Here is a 24,667-nt window from a genome sequence, read left to right as displayed (position 1 = left end):
TTAGTCGTAAAGCAGATAAGACCACGTGAAAAATGTGATTTTAATAACGCTTTACAAGCTTTAGAATGCATCCGGGTTTTCCAGAGTACTCGTATCTTATGTCATATAAAAAGTTCAATACAGATTCTCCATGTGTCGCAATTATTGGTGGGGGTGTGGCTGGTGCCACTGCCGCCGTTCATATGGGAGAACTGGGGCTCAATGTGCTGCTTTTGGAAAAAAGCGCTGGCCTCGTTAATGGGCCGCCGATTTGCCATCTGCACGCGGGCGGTAACCTCTATCGCGAAATTTCGCAGCAGCAGTGTCTTGAGTTACTTAAGCAGTCGATTGAAACCGTCAGGCTCTATCCCCACACGCTGAATAAGCGACCTACTGTGATTGCTGTTCCGCATAGTGATGGCGGTGAGCCGCAAGCCCTATTACCAAGGCTAGAACTTATTCAGCGCAGCTATCAACAATTGGTTGATGAAGACCCACGTAATCAACAGCTTGGTCAACCCCAAGAGTATTTCAAACTCTACAGCCGTGAAGCACTGCAGGTATTAGCAACTCAGCAACAGAGTGATCAACCGACATCATTCGATGATTGGGTGCTCCCTTTTGCTCAACATGCAGATTTAAATCAGTTGAAATACCCAGTCATTGCGGTGCAAGAATACGGTTGGAGTGTTTTTCGTCTGGCGGCCAGTGCTGAGCTTGCGTTAGCGGCGATGCCTCATTGCCAAGTTTTAACGCACGTTAAATTAATCAAATCTGATTTTATTGATGAGCAATGGCAGCTCGTTTATTTGGATGATCAAGAGCATGAACACGTTATCCATGCCGATTATTTAGTCAATGCATGTGGTTATGAAACGGGAATAGTCGATGATTTGGCTAAGGCTCCGCGTCAACGCTTGGTGGAATTTAAAGCGGCTTACGTTACCCGTTGGGCAGAATGCGACCAGCAATGGCCAGAAGTGATTTTTCACGGGCCAAGAGGCACCCCACAAGGAATGGCTCAGCTAACACCGTATGCTGATGGTCTATTTCAGTTGCATGGTATGACCGAGGGAATCACGTTATTTAAAGATGGGTTAGTGGCCTCGCAAGCTGGATCATCACAGCCCGTATTGCCTGATTATCTCGAACGCAAAATTAAGAACGGCTGGCAACAGGACGCACTGCAAGAGCGCAGTGAACGAGCCATACACCACATGAGTCAGTTCATCCCACAGTATATTCAAGCACAAGTGGCTGGTAAGCCACTGTTTGGTGCGCAGCAAATTCCCGGCCAAGATGCCACATTACGAGCCGCTGATGTTACGTTTGAAGCTCATAATTATGCGCGAATCGAAGTGGTCAAAGGTTCATCTGCGTTGGAAGCGGCAACTAAAATTGTTCAGCATTGGCAGTTAGTGAACGATGAAGACTTGCTACAATCGATAGAAGTTCGTCACCCAATCAGCATGAGTTTGGCTCTTGAACAGGTGGAAGAGAAAGCCATCGCGTTAGCTAAGGCACGCGCTTATCCTGAAGCATTGGCAAAAATTGTCGGTATGGTTTGATTGGTGACACCTTGCGGTTTTCTAAAGGAGCAAGGTGATAGTTGTTAGTAGCCGAAATAACGCGCCCATTGGCACCAAACCTCTTGCAGGCCTTGTATATCACCTTTGACAAAACGTATTTTCTGCCCCGGTTTTGCTTGTGCCAAACGGGGCAGATCAATGCGAGCCACACACCCTAATTTAGGGTAACCGCCGATGGTTTGGCGATCGTTGAGTAAAATGATCGGTTGGCCATCTGGCGGGATTTGAATCGCCCCCAAAGCAATTCCTTCCGATAAAATAGGTGTCGCGGGTGGGGTAACCGTATCGCCATTAAGACGATAGCCCATGCGATCGGCATGCTGACTGACAGTGAAGCTGGTTTGATAAAAGCGATCGAGTTGCTGCGATGAAAATTGCAGGGCTTGGTAGCCTTCAATGACGCGTAATTTAAGTGGCAGATTATAATCAGGCTTATAACGAAAAGTGATGTGTACGGGTTTGTTATCGATAGCGTGGGGATTAAAGTGCAGTGAATCGCCCGCTTGCAGTGGTACGCCGTTTTGCGTTAACCCACCAAGCTGTTCTTTGGGTACGGTGGCAACACTACCTAAATGGTGAGGCACAATGAACCCTCCGCGCACGGCCAAATAAGCTCTTAAGCCATTTTTGGCTAGGCCAAATTTCAGTGTTTGCCCGGCTTGCGCGCTAAAGCTTTGCCAATTACCAATCAGTTTTCCATCTAACGTGGCCGATAAATCACCACCTGCAATTGCCAGCATACATGGGTGTTCAACATGAAATTCCGCCTGACCAAGCGTGATTTCAAGCGTTGCTAAATTGACTCGGTTACCCAGTAAATGGTTGGCCCAACTGTAGGCGTAATCATCGACTGGTCCTGATTGAGTAACACCGATATGACTGAGACCAAAGCGGCCAAAATCTTGAATTAAGCTCAGTTGACCGGGTTTTATCACCTGTAGTAGGGGGCTCATGAATGGTGCTCCCACTGCGCGGCTAATTGAGGTATTTCACCTCCTAATGATAAAAATTCCTCGCGAGTCATCGCTGTAAACTTCACTTTAGTTCCAATCGAAAAAGGCGTCATTGGTGTTTGATGAGGAGAAAAGAGCGCATGGGGGCAATTGGCGATGATATTCCATCCTCCGGGAGAGTTGTTCGGATAGACGGCCGTTTGCTGTTCTGCAATCGCGACACTGCCTTTGGCCACACTAAGGCGTGGGGTGGCATGGCGCGGTAAGCGTAATTGTTCATCTACTTCAGCCATAAAGGCAAAGCCTGGTGCAAAACCGACGGCACAAACGGTGTAGACCGTTTGAGTGTGTAGCGCGATAACTTGTTGCGTGGATAAACCAAGCGCATGGTAGCGCTTCAAATCTGGGCCGACACTTTCATCGTAGTAAGCGCCAAGCTCAACCAAATTGTGGGTGGCTTCCACAGCTAAAGATAAGGCCGCGATCGCTGTGATCAATTGCTGCTCTAGCTCCCTTTGAGTTATACGATAAGGAAGGTAATCGATCAAAATGGTAGTGTAAGAGGGAGTGACATTCATCAGGTAAGCAGAAAACTGCACCATGATCTGTTGTGCAACTTGTCCGATATCGAGTGACAGATCGGCCGATGGCGGGTGAGCAAAACGCAATAAGAGGCTGCATTCCGCAACGGGTTCAATGCTGTAGTTCAATGTCACTTAACACTCCTTGTGATGACGTTGTAGCCGCTAGGAGATACACGTGTAATGGTTCAACGCTCTCGTAGACAAATTCGGATTTTCTCTATCAGTTCAATCGCTGCCGGATTATCGCCATGCACGCAAATCGTATCGGCTTCGATAGGGATCACAAAGCCATCCGAACTGGTCACTTTTCCGTAATCAACCAGTTGTTTAATTTGATTGATGATCGCCTCTTCATTAGTCAGCACTGCATTGGCCTGGCCTCTTGGAGTGAGCATACCATTAGCGAGATAAGTCCGGTCGGCAAAGGCTTCAAACAGCAATGGCACGTCATAAATATCGGCGATATCAAGGTAATCTTGGTTATTGCCTGAAGCTAAGATCATCAAGGGCACATTGAAGCAAGAAACTGCATCGACCACTGCGCGAAAGACAGATTTGTCACGCATCATATCGTTATATAAAGCCCCATGAGGTTTGACGTAGCTTATCTCGGCATTTTTGCTCTCACATAATGCCTTGAGTGCACCAATCTGGTAAATCAGTAACTCGCAGATCTCTTCTTCGCTAAAACTCATTGAACGGCGACCAAAACCTTGCAAATCGGGGTAACCCGGGTGAGCGCCAATCATTACATCAAATTGAATCGCCAGCTCAATCGTTCGGCTCATCACGTGTGGGTCAGAGGCATGAAAGCCACACGCAATATTGGCCATGTCAATCCAAGGCATCACCAACTCATCAGCGCCCATTTGCCATGCACCGAAGCTCTCGCCCATGTCACAATTGAGAGTGATTGTTCTTCTTGTCACGGGTTGCATCATCCTTGAGTGTCCATGTTGAGTAACTTGCCGTAATCAAAGGCAATATACAGTGATCGGATTCATTGTTTGGCGATAAGTATGGGCCGAAAGAGAGCGAATTGGCCTGATAGACAAACATTAAAGCAGATTGATTTATAAGTGAAGTTTAGGTTGAAAGTCGTTAAACTTGCACAACCAATGTCAGAAGGTAAAAACAATGAAAGTATTAGTGACAGGCGGGATGGGGTATATCGGCAGCCATACCTGCATTCAAATGATCCACGCCGGTATGACACCCGTAATTTTTGACAACTTATACAACAGTAAAGCATCGGTTTTAGAGCGCATCGAAAAAGTGTCCGGTGTGAAGCCGCTGTTCGTCCATGGTGATGTACGCAACCAAGCACAACTGGTTGAAGTGATGAAAGCGCAAAATATTCAAGCGGTGATCCATTTCGCAGGCTTAAAAGCAGTCGGTGAGTCAGTAGAAAAACCATTGGAATATTACGATAACAATGTGAATGGCACATTGGTACTGGTGGCGGCCATGCGTGAAGCTGGCGTGAAGGCACTTGTTTTTAGTTCATCTGCAACCGTATACGGTGACCCAGCCTCAGTGCCTATTACCGAAGATTTCCCAACCAGCGCGACCAACCCTTATGGCCGTAGTAAGTTAATGGTTGAAGAGTGCTTGGCCGATTTCCATAAAGCCAACCCAGATTGGAGCATTACACTGCTGCGCTATTTTAACCCTGTAGGTTCACATCCATCAGGCGAGTTAGGTGAAGATCCACAAGGTATTCCGAACAACCTAATGCCTTTTGTCTCGCAAGTGGCCGTGGGTCGAAGAGCATTTCTCTCTGTTTTTGGCAGTGATTACCCAACTAAAGACGGCACAGGGGTTCGCGATTATATTCACGTAATGGACCTAGCCGATGGTCATATTGCTGCGCTGGAAAAAGTAGGCCAACAAGCAGGCTTGCACATTTATAACCTAGGCACAGGAAATGGCTACAGTGTACTAGAGATGGTGAAAGCGTTTGAACAAGTGTCAGGTAAAAGCGTGCCGTACCAATTGGTCGAACGTCGCGCTGGTGATATTGCGGAGTGTTGGGCAGATCCAAGCAAAGCGATGGCGGATCTAGGTTGGAAAGCGACTCGCAGCCTAGAAGCGATGACACAAGATACGTGGCGTTGGCAGTCAAATAATCCACAAGGTTATCCTGAGTCTTAAGCTCTTGCTTCAACTTCTCTGCGATGAATGAACTAAATAGCCAGTCAAATGACTGGCTATTTTGATCTGACTTGGTTACTTAAGCAATCCAATGATCAGTTAGTCCGATAACGGCTTAAAATTTCACCAAGGTTGCGCGAAGCGTTTGCAAGGCTAGCGACACCTTGCGATGAGGTTTGCGCAACACTGCGAATCGCATTGGATTGTGTACGAATATCGCTCAGCTCAGCAGCAATATCATTAGCAACGGCGCTTTGCTCCTCGGCTGAAGTTGAAATTTGAATACTCATGTCATTGATCATTTTTGCTGATTCAGCAATTTGATTGACGTTATTGCCGATGTTAGCGACTAAATCACTACTGGTTTGAGCTTGACTAACCGTTTGCTCAGTAATGCGTGCGATATCTTGACTTTCGGTTTGCAGCTTCTCAATCATGGATTGAATTTCAACAGTAGCCGCTTGCGTGCGGCTAGCTAAGGTGCGAACTTCATCAGCTACCACGGCAAAACCGCGCCCTTGTTCACCAGCACGTGCCGCTTCTATTGCAGCGTTCAGTGCCAATAAGTTCGTCTGTTGCGAAATGGCATTGATGGTGGTGATCACATCGTTAATCTGCGCCGTATTTTCATTCAATGTTGAAACCGAATGAGAGGCTTGTTCAATGAATTTTGACAACTGGGAAATTTCATTAATCGCTTGCTGAACTAGCTGTGAGCTCTCTTCCGCTTGTTTTGAATCTTGCTCGGCTTGCTGATTGGCTTGTTGGGAAATGGTCGACACTTCTTGCGCCGAGGCTGTCATCTCTTCCATAGCCGTGGCGACGGAATCCAATGAAGCGTATTGGCTACTGATTTGTTGCTCGCTCTCTTTCATCTCATGGGCAAAAGAGCTGGATGTTTCACCGAGAGTGGTGGCGTTTTGTTTCACTGAAACTACCAGTTCGGTCAAGGTGTCCATGGCGTTATCGAGCGCGCAGCCAATGGTGCCAAACTCATCGCGACCGGGATGAAAACCTAATCGTGAAGTTAAATCACCTTTTGAAATTTTCAAGGTTGTTGTGTACAGCACCCACAATGCACCGCCAATAAAAGTAGCGACCCAATAGAGGAAAATAGCAAAAGGGATTGCCCACAAATAGCTCAACAGAAAAGTCGAGAGTGCCGATCGCCGAGCGTCTTTTTCAAGATAAGAGAGATTCTCTGTCAGTGCGTAAACTTTGCCATCGCTGTGTTTTGCTGTGGCGGTAATCACCCCTTTTTGATAACTAGTTGCGGCTAAAGAATGGCGAGTTTCAACCGCTGAAAGGATTTGTGGATCTGCGCCGCTGGCAAGCAGACCTTGCAGTTTGTACTCAACGGCCAACTTCGATTGCGCTTCTATCTGGGCCAGTGAATCAACATAGCGATTTCCTGCGACAAAGCTTAAAGCGGTGAGGAATAAAGCGAAGATCACCCACATCTTGTCATTAATTGACATTTTAATGAACACGCGGTCAATCGTCCTGAACTGAACTTCTTTCATTGCTGCTCCGATATGCAAAAAAGTAATAGTAAATTTTATAAATATACTAAGGCTAAATGTGTGTGTTCGTGCAGAATTTTATGAAATGAATGTTGACTTAAATATCAAGATTGAGACTTTGATCTTATTTTAGGTTAAAAAAGTGGGGAGAGTAATATTACTCTCCCCACTTTTAACTTTAATTGATTAACCCAGAGCGGGTAGTACACCAAGGCTAATAAAGATTTGCGAAGTGACGATCATCAAACCAATGGTTGCTGTCATGGTCAGAGCCAGTTTGCCGCCTCTGACTTGATATTGTGTTCCACCCTGCGGTTGGAATACTTGGTTTGAACGCACTTTAATCACCATCACAATCGGTAAGAATATGGCCAAAATAGTCAACGCAATAGCCGCGTAACCGAGCGCCATAATAAAGCCTTGAGGGTAAAATAGCGCAAAGACTAATGGTGGCAGATAGGTGATGACGGAGGCAGCCATACGGTGCAATGGAATGTTCTTTTTCTTAATCGTATCGCCCATGAATTCAAACAAGCCCAAGCTTACGCCTAAGAATGACGTCAAAAGTGCAAGGTCGGCAAACACGCCAATAATGCTGCTTAAATTGGATTGATGAACGGTTTGCCCTAATGTCACAATTAGCGCACTCAGGCCGGAATTCTCAACCAGCTGAGGTTGGCTAACGACACCTAACGTGACGATCTGCCAAAAAATGTAAATAATCAACGGGATAGCAGAACCAATTAAGATGGCTTTGCGCAGCGAAGGGGTGTCGCCATCTAAGTAATTCACAATCGCCGGAATACTGCCATGGAAACCGAATGAGGTGAAAATGACGGGAATTGCAGCAACGATTAAGCCTTGCTCAAGTGGCATACTAAGCAAGTATGACTGAGAAACATTAGGTGCAAGAAATGAGAGCACTATAATCATCGCGACCATTTTACCGGCAAACAGCAGGCGGTTCACTTTATCAACCGTGCTGGTGCCGATCGTCACCACAAGTGCAACCAGTAAAGTAAAAAGCAAGGTGCCTAGCGGATTGCTGATCTCAATGCCAGCAAACTCTGTCAGGCGATGAGTGAATTGTGCGCCGCCACCGGCAATGTAAGCTGCACAAAGCGAATAGAACAAAAATAGCATAGCAAAGCTCGCTACCCACTTTCCTTTTTGCCCTAAGATCTGTTTAGCCAATGTATGTAAGGTGGCGTCTTTGTCTGCATATTGATGGATTTCAACCATTAACAATGCAGTGAAAGCCATTAATGCCCAGAGGGCGATCATAATCAGTAATGATGTGCCAAAGCCGATACCTGCAGAAGCGAGCGGTAGAGCTAGCATACCTGCACCGATAGTGGTCCCTGCGATGATCAAAGTACTGCCGAAAATCTTTGATTGAGTCATGGTGTAAAGTTCTTTATACGTTATGTTGTGTTTCAGGGAGTGATATATATGAATACAACGGGGTGTTGACCATTAATCCACTCATTTTGGGCTATATTGTAGAACTTCGGATTCATTTTCAACAGCTTTGTAAAAATAAAAATCCATGAGTGTATTTTTTTGTTTACATGGCAAGGTGGCGGCTAAATAAGAGTGGTCGAAATCGTTTCGCTGTGATAGATATTGTGGTGATGATTAATTTGACCATTCGCTTTCAAAAAACTGTCATATAAATCATTTAAAAAGGATCTTGCGACGTGATAATCCCGTCTCAGTAAATATCAAAGGAGGTCGATTAATGAGTGACCAATATAAAAACGATGAGTGCTTAGAGTGGCTCGACGCCATGGAGATCGGATTTGATTTATCCGATTATGACTCTGTATCTCATGAATGCTCTGAACAGAGCGCAGAATAGTACCAGCCAGCAGCCTATGCTGGCTATGCTCCTTATATTCCCCCCTCATGTATCAATTCCCTAACACTGCTGATTTCCGCTGATTTTGAATAGGCGATTACCTTGCGCTTTGTTACAATCCGCGCCCTGATTTCCAATAGGTAAGCTGCAATGTCTGATACTGTGCACCCATTCCAACGTTTAGGACTTTCAACCACATTAGTTAGCGCTCTGCAATCTTTAGGTTTTGAACAACCGACGGATGTTCAATCTCAAGCTATCCCGCATGTTTTGGCTGGTAAAGATGTCATGGCTGGGGCGCAAACGGGTACCGGCAAAACGGCAGCTTTCGGTTTACCTATTTTGCAACGTTTTCTTGATAACCAAGCTGAGCGAGAAGCCAATAGTAAAGTTGTGCGCGCGCTTGTTTTGGTTCCGACTCGTGAGCTGGCTCAACAAGTGTTTGATAGCTTAAGTGCTTATGCACAAAGTACTACATTGAAGATTGTCACCGCGTATGGTGGAACCAGCATGCAAGTGCAAACACGTAATTTACGTGGCGGTGCGGATATTTTAATTGCGACGCCTGGGCGGTTAATTGACCATCTGTTTGTGCGCAACATTATCCTGACGCAAACCGAAGTGTTGGTGCTGGATGAAGCCGATCGCATGCTCGATATGGGTTTTTTGCCTGATATCCAACGTATTTTGAAACGCATGAATGATGAACGCCAAACGCTGTTTTTCTCGGCCACCTTTGATGACAAAATCAAAGCATTAGCACACAAAATGATGCGCGACCCTGTCGGCGTGCAAATTTCACCAGCTAATGCGACCGCTGATACTGTAAAACAGATCGTTTATCCAGTGGATAAAAAACGTAAAAGTGAGTTATTAGCTTATCTAATTGGTTCACGTAATTGGCAGCAAGTCTTGGTATTTACCAGAACCAAACAAGGCAGCGATGAGCTAGCCAAAGAACTGAAATTGGACGGCATCAAAGCGGCCTCGATCAATGGCGATAAAAGCCAAGGGGCGCGCCAAAAAGCATTGGATGATTTTAAATCAGGTAAAGTTAGAGCGTTGATCGCTACTGATGTTGCAGCTCGTGGAATTGACATTCAGCAACTTGAGCAAGTGGTTAACTACGACATGCCCTATAAAGCGGAAGATTACGTGCACCGGATTGGTCGCACGGGCCGGGCCGGGCTAACGGGCTTCGCGGTCTCTTTGATGAGCCGAGATGAAGAGTATCTGCTTGAAGCGATAGAGGCCTTACTCAATCAACGCCTGCCACAAGAGTGGTTAAAAGGGTTTGAGCCGAGTTTGTTGGAAGCCTTACCGACTGAGCGTAGCAGCCGTAAACCTAGCCGTTCAGCGGAAAAAAGAAAGATGAAAGCAAAACTAAACATCCATGCAGGTAGAGGTAAGCGATAAAGCGCCCGCTTTATCTGGCCCAGTCACATTCAATATCATACAGCAACTCATTGATGGAGTTCGGACAGAGCGTCTGAGCTTCGTCGATATGGAACTTGGCGATCATCAAGTCATTAAAGAGTTGCCAATGTTTTAGTAAGCATTGGTTCACATCTTGAGTTTCATCTGACCATGTTTCTTTTAAAAATGGCGTGAGGCTCGCCGCGCCGTGCGCGTACATGATCATCTGCCATTTTATCTCCCACACCTTTATTGGTGTGGCTGAAAATTCACGGTTGTATTGCTCGGCAAGTTGTTCGACGAGCTGCTCAATTTCACCTGCACTGTCGATAAAATAATCAAACAGAGCATCTTCTTGCCTTACCGCATCGGCGATCAGTTGAATCGGCTGTTTGACGGTCAGCATATGCGCGAGCAGCCGTACAATGAACAAATACAACTGCACGTTGGCGGCGGTGTTGGCTGGGATCTCTTTCAATATATGACGTAAATAATTCTCCATATAAAGATGGAGACCATCGCTGATACTGCGCCATATTTGCTCTTTACTACCGAAATGATGACGCAGCAAACTGTGCGAAACCCCAGCTTTTTCGCTGATCGTTCGTAATGACACTCGTGCATAACCTAGCTCGCAAAACAGATCCGCAGCGACCACTAGAATATCTCTTTTGGTTTTTTGGGCATCAGTGGCACTTCGGCGGCCTTGTCTTTTGGTCATTTTTTAACTCGTCTCATTTTTTAACGAGCGCAGTTGTACCAGATTTGAGAGGTAGTTTCACGGAAAAAACGCTTTGACAGTCATAACCGATGATAAGGTTATGACTGCACAATGTTAATTGGATCAGAGATAAAGGGAGAGTTTGCTGATTAGAAAATCAATATCATCGCGTGAGACGTCTTTATGGGTCACAAAACGTACCGGATTACCTGGCGAAACTTTTATTCCATCTTGCGCCAACTGATTGGTAATTGTATGGATATCGATAGAATCAGCTAATTTGGCAAATACGATGTTAGTTTGCACTAAATCTGGATTGACGGAAAACCCGTTTAAGTCCGCTAATTTGCGCGCTAAATATTGGGCATTGTCGTGATCAGTCTTCAGCTGAGTGACTTGTTCAGTCAATGCAAGGTGGCCTGCTGCGGCCAAAATGCCGGCTTGACGCATGCCGCCACCGAGCATTTTTCTTAAACGTCGGGCCTTGGCAATGTAGGTTTTTGAACCTAGTAGTAGTGAGCCGATAGGAGCGGAAAGCCCTTTAGATAAACAGACCGTCATTGAGTCAAAGTATTGCGCAATCTCTTTAACATCCACATCCAGCGCTACAGCGGCGTTGTATACGCGCGCGCCATCTAAATGCAGTGCCAAATGGTATTGATCAACAAACGTTCGCGCTTGCGCTAAATAGGCGAGTGGTAGAACTTTGCCATTGATGGTGTTTTCAAGGCTAAGTAATCGAGTGCGAGCAAAGTGGGCATCATCAGGTTTAATGGCCGCGCGCAGTTTATCGAAGTCTAACGTGCCATCAGGGTTATTTTCGATTGGCTGCGGCTGAATAGAGCCAAGAACCGCGGCGCCACCCGCTTCATATTTGTAGTTGTGCGCTTGTTGGCCACACAGGTACTCATCACCACGCTCACAATGTGACATTAAACCCAGTAGGTTGGCTTGTGTGCCTGATGTGGTAAATAGCGCCGCTTCAAAACCGTGTCGCTGCGCGGCCCACTCTTCTAAGGCGTTGACGGTTGGGTCATCGCCATACACATCATCACCCACGTCGGCATTAGCCATTGCTTCACGCATCGCGGCGGTGGGTTTAGTAACGGTATCTGATCGAAAATCCATATAATCTCCTCATGCGTTTTTCTATTTTTGCTAGAAGCTTTTTCACTTCAATGTTTATCTGTGCTTGTACTTTATTGATAAATAAGCCCTTTATTGATGGCTAAGTATTTTATAGATAACCACACAGCTTCGCCTTACTTAGGCAGGCAATGGTTTTTGAATCTGTGATTTGCCCAGTGATGATTTTTTGCTCCAATTCCTGGATCGAAAGCGTCACCACCTCAATGACTTCATCATCGTCGCATGATAATCGTGCAGTTTTGCTTAACTGTTTAGCGACAAACAGGTGCTGTATTTCGTCACAAAATCCAGCTAATGGTGTGACTTGCCCTAAAGTGAACAGCTCACTTGCGCTATATCCTGTCTCTTCTTCAAGCTCACGGTGCGCGCATTCGGCTGGAAGCTCCCCCTTTTCTAAAGTGCCTGCTGGGAGCTCTAACAACCACTTTTTGAGTGAGGGGCGAAACTGATTAATCAGAATAATATCGCCTTGTTCTGTGATCGGCAAAATCACGGCCGCGCCCGGATGGACTATGGTGGTGTGCTCAATGCTTTTGCCTGTAGGAAGGGTTACATCCTCTTGCACTAATGAAATAGTTTTCCATGTATGTATGGTTTTGCTCATGCAAACTCTTCTTTAATTGTGGCTAGCCAATGATTGATATGGTGATAAGGGTTCAACCTTACCGAGAATCTGTGGCTAAGACAAAGTAAAACGATAACCTAAGTATCAATATTGCTTGCACAATCAGTGATGTCAGTCTCATATATGCAAACATTGATTTCGAAGAATTTCACAGAAAAGAGATCTGCTATAAGTGGGCGCTTATACTAAAATCTATTTGTAACAAAACAATAACAGTCGTATAAAGTTATGTATACAAACCATTTGGAGCGCTTAAGTGATCAATTTTACTCCTGCATCTCATGCGCAAAAAGCGCTACTTTCAGAGCGCATAAATAAGCTTGCTAAGGCTTTATCGGATGGTGTTTATGAGCGTGAAGACACCATCAAACTTTGTCTACTGGCTGCTTTAGCGGGGGAAAGTGTTTTCCTACTCGGCCCTCCTGGCATTGCAAAAAGTTTGATTGCGAAACGTCTGATCCAAGCCTTCGATAACAGCAGTTATTTTGAATACCTCATGACGCGTTTCTCAACACCAGAAGAGGTATTTGGTCCATTAAGCATTCAAGAATTAAAAGATAATGGGCGCTATGTTCGCCTAACCAAAGGCTATCTTCCTACCGCACAAGTGGTTTTTCTTGATGAAATTTGGAAAGCAGGCCCCGCCATTTTGAATACCTTATTAACGGTAGTGAATGAAAAGACCTTCAAAAATGGGAGCGATATTGAACGTGTACCAATGCGTCTTCTGGTTTCGGCATCGAACGAATTGCCGGATGAAGAGAGTGGTTTAGACGCCTTGTACGATCGCATGTTAGTGCGTGTGTTTGTCAATCGTATTCAAAATAAGCAGAATTTCAAATCGATGCTGACCGTCGGTACGCCACAAGAAGCGCGCATCCCTGAAGGGCTTGCGATTACCGATGAAGAGTACCACTCATGGCAGCGACAACTTGACGATTTACTGTTGACAGATGACGTGTTTGAAAAGTTATTTGAGCTGAAAAACATGCTAGAGCATGCCGTTGAAAACCAGCCCGCTGCGGCAAGTATTGATATGTACGTTTCAGACCGCCGTTGGAAAAAAGCGGTGAAGCTGCTCAAAGCGAGTGCGTTTTTTAATGGCCGCGACTCAATCAACCCGCTTGATTTACTGCTGCTGCAAGATTGTCTTTGGAATAGCCCCGATTCTCGCGATATTGTGCGCCGCGTTATACGCGACTTTGCGTTGAAACATGCTTTTGACCAACAAGAAGTTGAACATCAAATCGTAGTGTGTCGTGAAGAGCTGGCTGAGATTCAAGAAGAGCTAGAGTCTGAATTTGGCATGTTGCTCTCGCTGGAAACATCATCCGGTTTGATTAAAAAGCAAGTGCATCAGTTTGATACCAAATCGGCAAAAACCTATCAGGTAGGCACCACTCATGACTTGGTCAAATTGGTATTGCTGCAAAGCAATATGTCCGTCTCTGAGGCCGAAAAAGGCGATAGCCGCTGGGTTTATGTGCCTAAAAGCGAGCTTGAAAGAACGATCAAAGAGGGGCATGGCGATGTGTATGGTTATGTGAATCAAAATACCAATTTGTGCCGTTTAAGGTTTGATTTAGATGCTGGTAATAACCTCGTTCTTAAAGATATTGCTAATCGCTCGGTGTTGGTGAGTTTGGTGACTGAGCAAGGTTTAGACGAAAGTCTTTATCAAGAGTGGCTTACGAAAGCGGATCAAGCCGTTGCACAGTTGCAACATGCCGAACACCATTTGCGTAAAGTACGTTCTAAGTTTCACGGCGCTTTGCCGCATAACTTCATTGATCCGGAGCTGCCCACCGCTATGGAAGCGACGCTGCAGCATCTGCAGCAATTACTTGAATCGACTCATACCGAATGCGAAAAAACGGTGCTTCGTTTTAAAAACCTAAACCAGTTTTTTGCGTAAGGAGAGAAGATGCTTGGTGCCGATGGTTTAAATTTAGCGTTAATGATTGCCGATTCGGGCATCATTGATACGGCAGTGAATGATTTGCTTGCGCGCTCGCAAGTGATGATGATGGCTGAAAACCGCGGCGTGGCGAATTCAGTTAAAAATCACCTAACTAAGTGGCGTGGTAGTGTCAAAAAACGCATTACAAAAGTGTGTGAAACTGAGCGTTTTCAACAAGAGCTGACCTTATACCAAGAGGTAATTCACTGGGATGAAGAGACCTTCTTTACCCGGATTAACGAGATAATCAAACAGTTGGAATGGCATTCGGCATTTTATCTCCAAGCACGTCGTTTAATCGAAAAAAACAAGGGGTTGCATAACCCCATGTTCCCTCATTTCTTTTGTGATCAATGGTATCAAAGCCTTTGCCATGCGATTAAACAAGCGCAAATCAACGAACTTGAAAGTAACAAAGAAAAAGTGTTGGCCGATTTGTACCAGCGTATGGAAACCATGAAAAACATGGATAAAGTCACGGAATCGGGTGATGAAAGCAGCGTCGGTCGCTTGTGGGATATGGCATCGGCGAAGCTCAGTAAAACAGACATTAGTGTTATGAAGCGCCATGCGGAATTTTTGAAAAAGAACAAAGGATTGCAAGAGATTGCTGAACAGCTTGGGCGCATGGCTGGCGAAGTAAATGACCCGGATCTCAACCGCACTCCAGCCGAAGCGCTGCAAATGGTGGAGGAGAAATCGGACGAAGCGACGGATGACATCGTCGGCATCCACGAAAGTGATGATCTGAACAAGCTGCTGCCCAACGAAACCATGTTTCTTGCCTATCCTGAACTTGAGGTGGTTTTCTACAAGCATTTAGTGGATAAGCGCTTGATGAACTATCGCATGCAAGGCAAGTCTCGCACCTTGCGTAAAGTCAAAGCGTACCAACCAGAACACAAACAGTTTGAGATTGAAAAAGGGCCGTTCATCGTATGTGTGGATGCTTCTGGTTCCATGAGTGGTTTCCCAGAACAGTGTGCAAAAGCGATGGCTTATGCTCTGATGCAGATCGCTCTCGCTGAGAGGCGCGAGTGCTACGTGATGCTGTTTTCTACTCAGCAAATTACCTATGAGCTGACCAAGCAAGATGGCTTGCGTGAAGCGAGTGATTTTTTAAGTTATTCATTTCACGGTGGAACGGATTTAGACCCTGTGCTAGAACAATCGGTTGAACTGATGAACAGTGACAAATACCGCAATGCAGATTTGGTCGTATTGTCGGATTTCATCGCACCTAAACCGCCGGAAGCTCTGCTAGAAAAAATCGCGACCTTAAAACATCAAAAAAATCGTTTCCATGCGGTGAGTTTGTCTCGCTATGGTAATCCACAGTTGATGGCGATGTTTGATCACTGCTGGGCATACCATCCTAATCTCGTCGGGCGACTGATGAAAAAATGGTAACGATCACTTGATAAAAGCTGATGAATTGTTGCTCTAATTGTTCGCCTTCTATCCTTTGCGGGTCGATTCTTAGTCACTTGATTCATAAGTGGAAAATTTATTGTTGACTCATTTTCTTAATCCGTTAAAGTACGCCTCGTTCTCACGGCAAAGCTCGAAAGAACAATATCAGGAGTTAGTTGCTCAGCAAGATGAGCAGGGTTATTAAAAGCTGCAAAGCAATGTTTAATAACAAATGTTGTTAATAACCAAATGTTATTAATAATAAAGCTAGCGAATGTACTTCAAAAAATTTTCGATGGTGTGTAACTGATTCAGTTGACGGCATCGCAATCCAGAATTGCGTGCCCTGGTGGTGAAATTGGTAGACACAAGGGATTTAAAATCCCTCGACTTTCGAGTCGTGCCGGTTCAAGTCCGGCCCGGGGCACCATCTATTCTTTGCTCATTAAGAGCAACAAAAAATTAAAGGCGCGATGGCAGACTGGTTATGCAGCGGATTGCAAATCCGTGGACCTCGGTTCGACTCCGGGTCGCGCCTCCAAAAACAAAAAAGACGCTTTTTAGCGTCTTTTTTTGATCTATGTGATTAAGAATCAACAGCCTGCTTAGAAAATAACGCCATCGGTATGATGGCGTTAACATGACATTGACAGCAATGCACAGAGGTGAGTGTTAAGCTGCCTTTTCGGTTTGATAATTTCCCAGTAGGGCACTGTAAATTTCTTGGTCGCTTAAGACGCCGACGAGCTGATTATTTTCCATCAGAAGAATCGGATTTTGAGTTCGATGTTTCAACTCAATCGCGCTACGCATATCAATATCAGGTGTTGTAATAATCATCATCGATGAATCAATGTTCGACATATCGCTGACTTGGGTATCCCAGTGGATAAGAGCGGTCGACGTTGCTCCATATAGTGTCAGAGTTTTATCATGTTGTGCGACCCAAACATCCTGTTTTTTGCAGACCTGCCAACGTTCGTCTTGTTGCTTTAACTGTTCGATGGGCTGCATTAACGAACGTCCTTTTAGTACGTTAAGAGGGTTAGTGTGTGCCACGAACTCTTTAACATAGTCCGTTTTGGGTGTAAGGACAATTTCTTCTGGCTTACCGTGCTGAATCAGTTTTCCTGACTCCATAATCGCGATGTTATTGCCTATTTTTAGTGCTTCATCTAAGTCGTGGCTAACAAATAAGATGGTTTTGTTGAGTTTGCTTTGTAGATCTAATAACTCATCTTGCAGTTGCGCACGAATCAGCGGATCAAGTGCTGAGAATGGTTCGTCCATTAACAGGATGTCACTGTCCATTGCAAAAGCACGTGCTAAACCGACACGTTGCTGCATGCCGCCAGAAAGTTCGTGGGGGAATTTATCTTCCCATTCAGCAAGACCAACCATTGTTAGCTGTTCACGAGCACGTTGGTGGCGTTTTTTCTTACTCATTCCTTGCATTTCTAAGCCAAACGCCACGTTATCTAAAACCGATAACCAAGGCATAAGGGCAAACTTTTGAAACACCATCGAGACACGATTTGTTCTTAAATGCTGAAGCGTTGCTTTATCACAGCTGGCAAGGTCAACAAAGCGTTCGCCATCTTTTAATTCTAATGATCCCCGGCTGATGGTATTCAAGCCATTCACCGCGCGCAGCAAGCTCGATTTCCCTGAACCAGACAGCCCCATCAAGACGCAAATCTCGCCTTCTTTAACAGTAAGGCTGACATTGTTTACCCCTACGACTTGACCGCAGGCATCGATAATCTCTTGGCGAGATTCACCTGCATCAAGGCGTTGCAGTGCTTCATTTGGGTTCTGACCAAAGACAACATCGAGGTTTTTAATGGTAATTGCGTCCATGATTATGCGTCCTTATTATTTTGATGTGGGGTTTTGCATAAACGATCAAGAATGATGGCGACTAAAACGATGGCTAAACCAGCTTCAAAACCTTGAGAAATATTGACGGTGTTGAGTGCACGAATCACGGGTTTGCCAAGGCCGTCAGCACCAACTAAGGCGGCAATCACAACCATGGAAAGTGATAACATAATGCACTGAGTGATCCCTGCCATTATGCTGGGTAGCGCTGCTGGCAACTCCACTTTGAGCAGTAAGTTCATACGGCTAGAGCCGAATGCTTTACCCGCTTCAACTAACTCTTCCGGTACCTTAGTAATCCCAAGATAGGTGAGGCGAATGGGGGCGGCGATGGCAAAGATAATGGTCGAAATGAGCCCCGGAACAATACCCAAACCGAACAGAACTAGCGTTGGAATGAGGTAAACAAAGGTTGGTACCGTTTGCATTAAGTCAAGAATTGGGCGCATCAGCGTATAAAGCCATGGTCGATGTGCGGCGATAATGCCTAATGGTACGCCAATTAATACGGAAATCGTTGTCGCGGCAAACACCAAGACAAAGGTTTCCAGCATTTCTTGCCAGTAGCCAAGGTTTAGAATAAGCAGTAGGGCAGCAATAACAAATACCACCAATGAAATCTGACGATGTAGATACCATGCAATGGCTGCGGTGACTAAAATCGGCACGGCAGGGGGCATCCATTTAAACACATCAACTAAAGATAAAATGATGGTCTCAAGTAAGTAGGAAACAGTATCAAAAAATGTGGCTGCATGGATGGTCAGCCAGTCAACGCCACTTTCCATCCAACGACCTAAGGGGATTTTGTTCTCTGTAATAAAATTCACGGTATAGCCTTTTGGAAGGTGAAATGCTCACCTCCTCCTTTAAATTAATTTATGCTTTAAATGGCGCTAAATAGTTGCTGATAGCTTGTTGTGCAGGTGTTCCAGCTTTGGTTTTTACATTCTTTAGCCATGGAACAATACTTTCTGGATGTTTGATTAACCATTGGCGAGCGGCTTGTTCTGGTAACACGCCTTGGTTGAGAATGGATTCCATCAGTTGGTTTTCCATTTCAAGCGAGAAGGATAGGTTTTTTAATAAATTACCGACATTTGGGCATTGTGCTAGGTAGTTTTGACGCACATTGGTGTAGACATTTGCACCACCGTAGTTTGGGCCAAAGTAATCGTCACCGCCATCAAGGTATTCCATTTCAACATTGCTGTTCATTGGGTGCGGAGCCCAACCTAGAAACACAATCCACTGATTACGACGTACTGAGCGTGCCACTTGTGACACCATGCCTGCTTCACTTGACTCAACAACGCTAAAATCTTTCAGCTCAAAAGCGTTTTCATCAACCATCGATTGGATCAAGCGATTACCGTCATTGCCCGGTTCAATACCATAGATTTTGCCGCGAAATTTATCTGAAAATTGAGCGATATCAGCAAACGATTGGACACCGGCATCATAAACGTACTTAGGCACAGCGAGTGTGTATTTTGCTCCTTCCAAGTTAGCGCGCAGAGTTTCAACCGTTCCAGCTTCACGGTATTTGGCAATATCGCCTTCCATGGTTGGCATCCAATTACCGAGGAATACATCAATGTCACCGTTTGCCATAGATGAGTAGGTCACGGGTACTGAGAGTAAATCGATTTTTGTCTGATAGCCTAACCCTTTGAGCAGCTCTGTGGTTATTGCTGTCGTGGCGGTAATGTCTGTCCAACCCACATCAGCAAAGCGCACCGTATCGCATTGATTGGCGTAAGCGTTGGCGCTGAGCAGAGTCGTCATTGTAAGTGTGAGCACGGTTTTTTTAGTAATAGACATGTTATTTCCTTGTGTTTTTGACTGACTTTATAAATTTTATGAGTAAGCGTCCGGCTTTCTCATTGGTGGTTTTATTCTTTGTTTGGTTTGCCAATCTGGTGCAATCCATACTGGAGCTTCAGTACTGGCTAATAGCGGTTTGCCTAAAATAAGATCGGCGGCGCGCTCTGCGACCATGATGGTTGGCGCATTCAGGTTCCCGTTGGGAATGCTTGGGAATATCGAGGAATCCACCACGCGTAAAGCTTGAATTTCGCGCACTTGGCATTGGTCATTCACCACGGCCATTGGGTCGTCATCTGCGCCCATTTTGCAGCTGCAAGAGGGGTGATAAGCGCTTTCCACATTCTGTTTGACCCATGAATCAATATCGTTATCGCTTTGGATCTCTTCACCCGGTTGAATTTCTTCGCCCCGATAAGCATCCAATGCTGGTTGCGCTAGAATTTCACGGGTGAGACGAATGCAATCGCGCCAATCTTGGCGATCTTGTTCGGTTGATAGGTAATTAAATGCGATAGAGGGTGAAACCGTTGGATCGCGAGAGACAATTTGTACTTGTCCTCGGCTTTCTGGCTTATTGGGCCCCACATGAACTTGGAAGCCGTGACCATCAAAGGCCGCTTGGCCGTCGTACCGCATCGCAGCAGGTAAAAAGTGGTATTGAATATTTGGCCATTTGAGCCCTGCGCGAGAGCGAATAAACGCGCACGACTCGAAGTGGTTGGTTGCCCCTAATCCTTTACGAGTTAAGATCCATTCAGTGCCGATAAGCCCCTTGCTGATTAAACCGAGTTTACTGTTTAGTGTGATCGGCTGTTTGCAGTGGTATTGAAAATAGATCTCTAAATGATCTTGTAGATTTTCACCCACGCCAGGCAGGTCTTGCTTCAGTTTCACACCAACTTGTTCAAGCAGCGCTTTAGGGCCAATACCCGAAAGTTGCAAAAGTTGAGGAGAGCCAATAGAACCAGCACTTGATATCACTTCTCGCAAGCAAAACGCTTGTTGGATCTTGCCTGATTTTTCAAACTCAACGCCGATGGCCTTTTGCTCTTCAATCAAGATCTTATGTGCCACAATTCTTGTCTTTACGGTGAGGTTCGGTCGCTTCATCGCGCGGCGTAAATAGGCATTGGACGTTGAGGCGCGAACTCCAGAATCTACCGTCATATGCATTGGTCCGAAACCTTCCTGCTGATAAGCATTGTAATCGTCAGTTTCTGGATAACCGGCTTCTTTGCCCGCATCGATGAAGGCTTGATAAAGTGGGTTCAATTGCATGTCGTTACCGTTACAAGTACCGACGGGCCCGTTGCCGCCACGATAAGCGTTCTCGCCACCTATCCAAGATTCAGCGCGGCGAAAATAGGGTAAACAATTTTGATAATTCCAACCCTCAGCGCCCAGTGATTCCCATTCATCAAAATCGCAAGCGTGGCCACGAACGTACACCATGCCATTAATAGACGAGCTGCCACCGAGTACTTTTCCCCGTGGGCAATGTAGCTGACGCCCGTCAAGATCGGGCTCTGATTCGGTTTCAAATTGCCATGCGTATTTTTCGCTGTTCATCGGGTAAGAAAGGGCGGTGGGCATTTGAATAAAAATGCTTTTATCGCTACCACCGGCTTCGAGCAGTAAAACCTGATGCTCGCCAGACTCGGTTAAGCGATCGGCAAGAACACAACCTGCTGAGCCCGCACCGACGATAATGTAATCAAAGTGATTTAACATAGAAGGCTCCTTTGACGATTAAGCATATGGGCTAGAAAAATCATCTAGCTCCACTAAAATGCTCTTGGTTTGGGTATAGTGCTTCAAGGTTTCTATGCCATTTTCACGACCAATTCCGGAATGCTTATAACCACCGACAGGCATTTCTGCCGGAGAGTCTCCCCAGGTATTTATCCAGCAGATCCCGGCTTGAAGTTGGTGAATTACTCGGTGTGCACGAGAAAGGTTCTGTGTGAACACTCCTGCAGCTAAGCCATATTGAGTGCCATTCGCGCGCGCGATCACTTCGTCTTCATCGCTAAACTTAAGCACTGACATCACAGGGCCAAAGATTTCTTGCTGCACGTGAGCCATGCCATCAGTGCAATCAATGAAAACAGTTGGTGCAACAAAATTGCCCTTATCTAGGCCGTTATCGGTAACTTGATAACCACCAGTGAGCAAAGTTGCTTGGCTGGTTTTGGCTTGTTCAATGGCTGTGAGCACTTTGTTTAAATGAGGTTTGGAAATTAACGCGCCAATCTGGGTGTTGATATCCATAGGATCGCCAATCACTAATTGTTCAGTACGCAGCTTAAGCTGAGCGACAAACGCATCGTAGAGGCTGTCGTGTACGAAAACGCGCGTCCCATGGGTACACACTTCACCTTGGGTATAAAAGTTTGCCACCATGGCGGCGGAGACAGCTTGATCAAGCTTGGCATCATCAAAAATAATGAGCGGTGACTTTCCGCCCAATTCCATAGTGACAGACTTCAAGCTGCGAGCGCTGTCTGCCATCACGACTTTCCCGGTGCCCGATTCACCGGTAAAAGAGACTTTGGCAATATCAGGGTGGGCCGTCAGCATTTGACCTACGCGGTAATCACCTTGAACCACGTTAAAGACGCCGTCTGGCACTCTGGCCTCACTGAAGATCTCTGCCAGTTTTAATGCGCTTAATGGCGTTTCCTCTGAGGGCTTGAAAATCATCACATTGCCGGCAGCCAGTGCTGGCGCTGATTTCCACATCGCGATTTGAATCGGATAATTCCATGCGCCAATGCCCGCGCAGATGCCTAATGGTTCGCGGCGAGTATAAAAAAACTGATGGTCGTTGAGCGGTTGTTGCTCGCCTTGAAGCGATGGGGCTAAATTTGCAAAGTACTCAATGACGTCTGCGCCAGTAGCAATATCAACGCAATTGGCTTCTTGAATCGGCTTACCGGTATCGAGAACTTCAAGTACAGCAAGTTCATCGTTTCGTTCTCTAAGTATTTTTACTGCTTTTAGCAAAATACGGCTGCGTTCTGTCGCGGTCATTCTTGACCATACCGCGAATCCTTGCTTGGCTGAGGTGATAGCTTGTTCAACGTCATTGGCACTGGCGTGCTGCAATCTTGCTATCACTTCACCTGTTGCTGGGTTGTAGGTATCGAAACGTTCTCCTGAAGTCGCAGATCGGAGCGTTCCGTTGATATAAAGCGATTGTATTTCCATTTTAAGGCCTGAAGTGGGTTGTTATTGCGCGTAAAACGCTAATTGTTTATTGAGGTAATCGTTAATGATGGAATGTGCTTGAGCAGGGGCGATCCCTTTGGGGTTTAATGCTCCGCGTAGCCAAATGCCATCAATCAATGACGCGATACCATGAGCCACGAGGTTGACTTGTTCTGATGGGAGCAGCGGCTTGAGTTCAATCTTAAGATGAGAAAGTAAACGCTGTTCATTGACGTATTGCAGGCGATTTAATTGTGCGTCGTGCATGGAGTAAGCCCAAAACGCTAACCATGTTTTAACGACTTGGTTTTCCGCTTGGAACCCTTTGAAATTGCCGGTTACGATGGCATTAATGCGTTCGTAATGAGCCTCTTTTGGGAGTTGGTTTAAATGCTGAGTGATGGTGGTTGAAAGCTCACGTAAAACAACACGCATTGTCTCTTCCAATAATCCATGCTTGCCGCCAAAGTAGTGATTGATAATCCCTGTCGAGACACCTGCTTCTTTGCTGATTAAAGCGATACTTGCGCCATGTAATCCAACGCGCTCAATGACTGTCATTGTTGCGGCAACAAGTTGAGGTTTGCGTATGTCTGGCATCCCTACCTTTGGCATAATTCATCCTGATTATTTTATATTGAACGATTAGTTAAATATAAAATGCCATGATAATGTTTAGAGTTCAAATCTATTTTTGGATGATAATTGCCATTAAATTTATATGGTTAATGATAAATATTGCTTTAATTCAATTAATTACAATTAATTTTTCATAATTGTTTAGTGTGAAAAATATTTGAAGTCACCGTGTTTTTTGTTCGGTGCTAGCTTCTATCGTTCATCGAAGAAATCCTTATTACGGATGTATTTACTCATGAGGTGATAAGAGAAGGGGCGAACTAGCCAGCTCAATAAAGATCGACCTAACCGGATGAACGTTGGTGTGTTTTCGTAAATACGCCCATTGTAAAGCCACAGCAATTTACCCACATGCCAATAGATTAAAGGAATGGGTGGCATAAAGGTGACGATGTCGAGGTCACAACAAATACGATAGGTTTTGTGGCTAAGCGCGTAGCGTTGACGAAAACGCCAATTACCAATCGCGGGTTGGCCGAATGTCACAATGCGTTTGATGCATTTTGGGTATTTCTTTTCGATGTAGTCAGCAAAGATACACCCAATAGCCCCACCCGAAGAGTGACCAGTGATGGCAATGCGTTTGCCGCTCTCGATCAGAGGAACAACGACGGCTTCCAGCCGTTGTAAAACCGATAAGCCGAGTTTATCTTCGTTGCGCGTTGGCAGGCTCTCTTGATGCAGGAGATGGTAAAAGCCCGCATGAATACGGTAATCCAATCCTAAGTGCTGACAGCTGCGTGTCCACATCGCAAAGTTCAAAAGCCAATCACTGACACTGTGCGAACCTTTGATGACGACCACGGCCTCTTCTTGGTTTTTACTCCACAGCACTCGAATCATGATTTTACCAAACTGGTTACGGATGATGTGCTGACCGTTCGGGTCAAAACCGTAACGTGTCTGCCTAAACACTCTGGGATAAGCAAGGTTGCACAGCACGGCATAGCGTTCGTATTGATAGCGTTTAAGTGGTTTCACATGACGGCTCTCGAAGATATTGAGCTAACGTAGCGATTGAATGTGAATGCTTTATGAACGGTGCAGTTTTGGGTGGAGGAGTATTTATATTTAAATGCTGTCAGCCATAAAGATGCGAAGGAAAGAATGTCAATAATTCCCTCCCCTTCAAGGGGAGGGGTAGGGTGGGGTGTTTCTTGGTTGCTGACACCTCTGTACA

At 45.5% G+C, this 24,667-nt stretch carries 20 protein-coding genes and 2 tRNA genes; 7 read left to right on the top strand and 15 right to left on the bottom strand.

Translation table 11 applies throughout. The annotated features are described in order from the left end of the window. Positions 1–65 precede the first annotated feature (65 nt). Positions 66–1,547, top strand: a complete 1,482-nt coding sequence (locus AACT21_RS04150; RefSeq protein WP_094164147.1) for an FAD-dependent oxidoreductase — start codon at positions 66–68, stop codon at positions 1,545–1,547. Between the two features lie 44 nt (positions 1,548–1,591). Here AACT21_RS04150 and AACT21_RS04145 read toward each other — a convergent pair whose 3' ends face one another. The 3 genes from AACT21_RS04145 to AACT21_RS04135 are packed head-to-tail and all read right to left on the bottom strand — an operon-like array spanning position 1,592 to position 4,034. Then, a complete protein-coding gene (locus AACT21_RS04145; protein ID WP_013867949.1) occupies positions 1,592–2,536 on the bottom strand; it encodes a 5-oxoprolinase subunit C family protein in 945 nt (314 codons plus the stop codon). After that, positions 2,518–3,237, bottom strand: a complete 720-nt coding sequence (locus AACT21_RS04140; protein WP_047689761.1) for a 5-oxoprolinase subunit B family protein — start codon at positions 3,235–3,237, stop codon at positions 2,518–2,520. The genes AACT21_RS04145 and AACT21_RS04140 overlap by 19 nt, the downstream gene beginning before the upstream one ends. Positions 3,238–3,290: 53 nt before the next feature. After that, positions 3,291–4,034: a 5-oxoprolinase subunit PxpA gene (locus AACT21_RS04135; protein ID WP_026028339.1), complete on the bottom strand. Its 744-nt coding sequence runs from the start codon at positions 4,032–4,034 to the stop codon at positions 3,291–3,293. A gap of 208 nt (positions 4,035–4,242) precedes the next feature. Between AACT21_RS04135 and galE the strand changes: the two genes are divergently transcribed. Further along, positions 4,243–5,259: a UDP-glucose 4-epimerase GalE gene (gene galE / locus AACT21_RS04130; protein WP_094164146.1), complete on the top strand. Its 1,017-nt coding sequence runs from the start codon at positions 4,243–4,245 to the stop codon at positions 5,257–5,259. 95 nt (positions 5,260–5,354) lie between these two features. On the opposite strand, the gene AACT21_RS04125 is transcribed toward galE, so the two are convergent. Beyond that, on the bottom strand, positions 5,355–6,782 hold the full coding sequence (locus AACT21_RS04125) for a methyl-accepting chemotaxis protein (protein WP_176430206.1): 1,428 nt from the start codon (positions 6,780–6,782) through the stop codon (positions 5,355–5,357). 186 nt (positions 6,783–6,968) lie between these two features. Continuing rightward, positions 6,969–8,186 (bottom strand): aromatic amino acid transport family protein, encoded by a 1,218-nt coding sequence (locus AACT21_RS04120; RefSeq protein ID WP_017047351.1) that lies wholly within the window; start codon positions 8,184–8,186, stop codon positions 6,969–6,971. Positions 8,187–8,793: 607 nt separating this feature from the next. Here AACT21_RS04120 and AACT21_RS04115 point away from each other — a divergent pair. Then, on the top strand, positions 8,794–10,059 hold the full coding sequence (locus AACT21_RS04115) for a DEAD/DEAH box helicase (protein ID WP_094164144.1): 1,266 nt from the start codon (positions 8,794–8,796) through the stop codon (positions 10,057–10,059). 10 nt (positions 10,060–10,069) lie between these two features. Here the strand turns inward: AACT21_RS04115 and AACT21_RS04110 are convergent, their stop codons facing one another. The 3 genes from AACT21_RS04110 to AACT21_RS04100 form a co-directional block, all read right to left on the bottom strand. After that, entirely contained in the window at positions 10,070–10,780 is a 711-nt protein-coding gene (locus tag AACT21_RS04110) for a TetR/AcrR family transcriptional regulator (protein ID WP_094125725.1), read from the bottom strand. 123 nt (positions 10,781–10,903) lie between these two features. Next, a complete protein-coding gene (gene ltaE, locus AACT21_RS04105) occupies positions 10,904–11,908 on the bottom strand; it encodes a low-specificity L-threonine aldolase (protein WP_064626264.1) in 1,005 nt (334 codons plus the stop codon). Positions 11,909–12,017: 109 nt separating this feature from the next. Then, positions 12,018–12,533, bottom strand: a complete 516-nt coding sequence (locus AACT21_RS04100; RefSeq protein ID WP_013867939.1) for an NUDIX hydrolase — start codon at positions 12,531–12,533, stop codon at positions 12,018–12,020. A 277-nt stretch (positions 12,534–12,810) separates the two neighbouring features. Between AACT21_RS04100 and AACT21_RS04095 the strand changes: the two genes are divergently transcribed. The 4 genes from AACT21_RS04095 (at position 12,811) to AACT21_RS04080 (ending at position 16,468) form a co-directional block, all read left to right on the top strand. Then, the gene (locus tag AACT21_RS04095; RefSeq protein WP_094133667.1) at positions 12,811–14,469 is read left to right on the top strand and encodes an ATPase RavA domain-containing protein; all 1,659 of its coding nucleotides are present in this window, start codon (positions 12,811–12,813) and stop codon (positions 14,467–14,469) included. Positions 14,470–14,478: 9 nt separating this feature from the next. Then, the gene (gene viaA, locus AACT21_RS04090) at positions 14,479–15,924 is read left to right on the top strand and encodes an ATPase RavA stimulator ViaA (RefSeq protein WP_094164143.1); all 1,446 of its coding nucleotides are present in this window, start codon (positions 14,479–14,481) and stop codon (positions 15,922–15,924) included. A 346-nt stretch (positions 15,925–16,270) separates the two neighbouring features. Further along, positions 16,271–16,357: transfer RNA gene (locus AACT21_RS04085), tRNA-Leu, on the top strand. A 37-nt stretch (positions 16,358–16,394) separates the two neighbouring features. After that, a tRNA-Cys gene (locus AACT21_RS04080) sits at positions 16,395–16,468 on the top strand. A 131-nt stretch (positions 16,469–16,599) separates the two neighbouring features. Here AACT21_RS04080 and choV read toward each other — a convergent pair. The 7 genes from choV to AACT21_RS04045 form a co-directional block, all read right to left on the bottom strand. After that, positions 16,600–17,787: a choline ABC transporter ATP-binding protein gene (gene choV / locus AACT21_RS04075; RefSeq protein WP_094164142.1), complete on the bottom strand. Its 1,188-nt coding sequence runs from the start codon at positions 17,785–17,787 to the stop codon at positions 16,600–16,602. Between the two features lie 2 nt (positions 17,788–17,789). Beyond that, complete coding sequence (choW, locus tag AACT21_RS04070) at positions 17,790–18,638, bottom strand: choline ABC transporter permease subunit (RefSeq protein WP_017048787.1); 849 nt, start codon at positions 18,636–18,638, stop codon at positions 17,790–17,792. 49 nt (positions 18,639–18,687) lie between these two features. Further along, positions 18,688–19,632: a choline ABC transporter substrate-binding protein gene (locus AACT21_RS04065; protein ID WP_017047361.1), complete on the bottom strand. Its 945-nt coding sequence runs from the start codon at positions 19,630–19,632 to the stop codon at positions 18,688–18,690. A 36-nt stretch (positions 19,633–19,668) separates the two neighbouring features. Further along, positions 19,669–21,369: a choline dehydrogenase gene (betA, locus tag AACT21_RS04060; protein ID WP_094164141.1), complete on the bottom strand. Its 1,701-nt coding sequence runs from the start codon at positions 21,367–21,369 to the stop codon at positions 19,669–19,671. An 18-nt stretch (positions 21,370–21,387) separates the two neighbouring features. Further along, positions 21,388–22,848, bottom strand: coding sequence for a betaine-aldehyde dehydrogenase (gene betB, locus AACT21_RS04055; protein ID WP_094164140.1), 1,461 nt, complete (start codon positions 22,846–22,848; stop codon positions 21,388–21,390). Positions 22,849–22,869: 21 nt separating this feature from the next. Further along, positions 22,870–23,463 (bottom strand): transcriptional regulator BetI, encoded by a 594-nt coding sequence (gene betI, locus AACT21_RS04050; protein ID WP_094164139.1) that lies wholly within the window; start codon positions 23,461–23,463, stop codon positions 22,870–22,872. A 216-nt stretch (positions 23,464–23,679) separates the two neighbouring features. After that, positions 23,680–24,468 (bottom strand): lipase family protein, encoded by a 789-nt coding sequence (locus AACT21_RS04045; RefSeq protein ID WP_013867930.1) that lies wholly within the window; start codon positions 24,466–24,468, stop codon positions 23,680–23,682. Between the last annotated feature and the right edge of the window lie 199 nt (positions 24,469–24,667).

It is taken from the genome of Vibrio sp. V08_P9A1T1 (genome assembly GCF_963874405.1).
Classification (GTDB): Bacteria; Pseudomonadota; Gammaproteobacteria; order Enterobacterales; family Vibrionaceae; genus Vibrio; species Vibrio anguillarum.
Note: the sequence above shows the minus strand (reverse complement) of the source record. Positions and strands in the feature narration are given on the sequence as shown.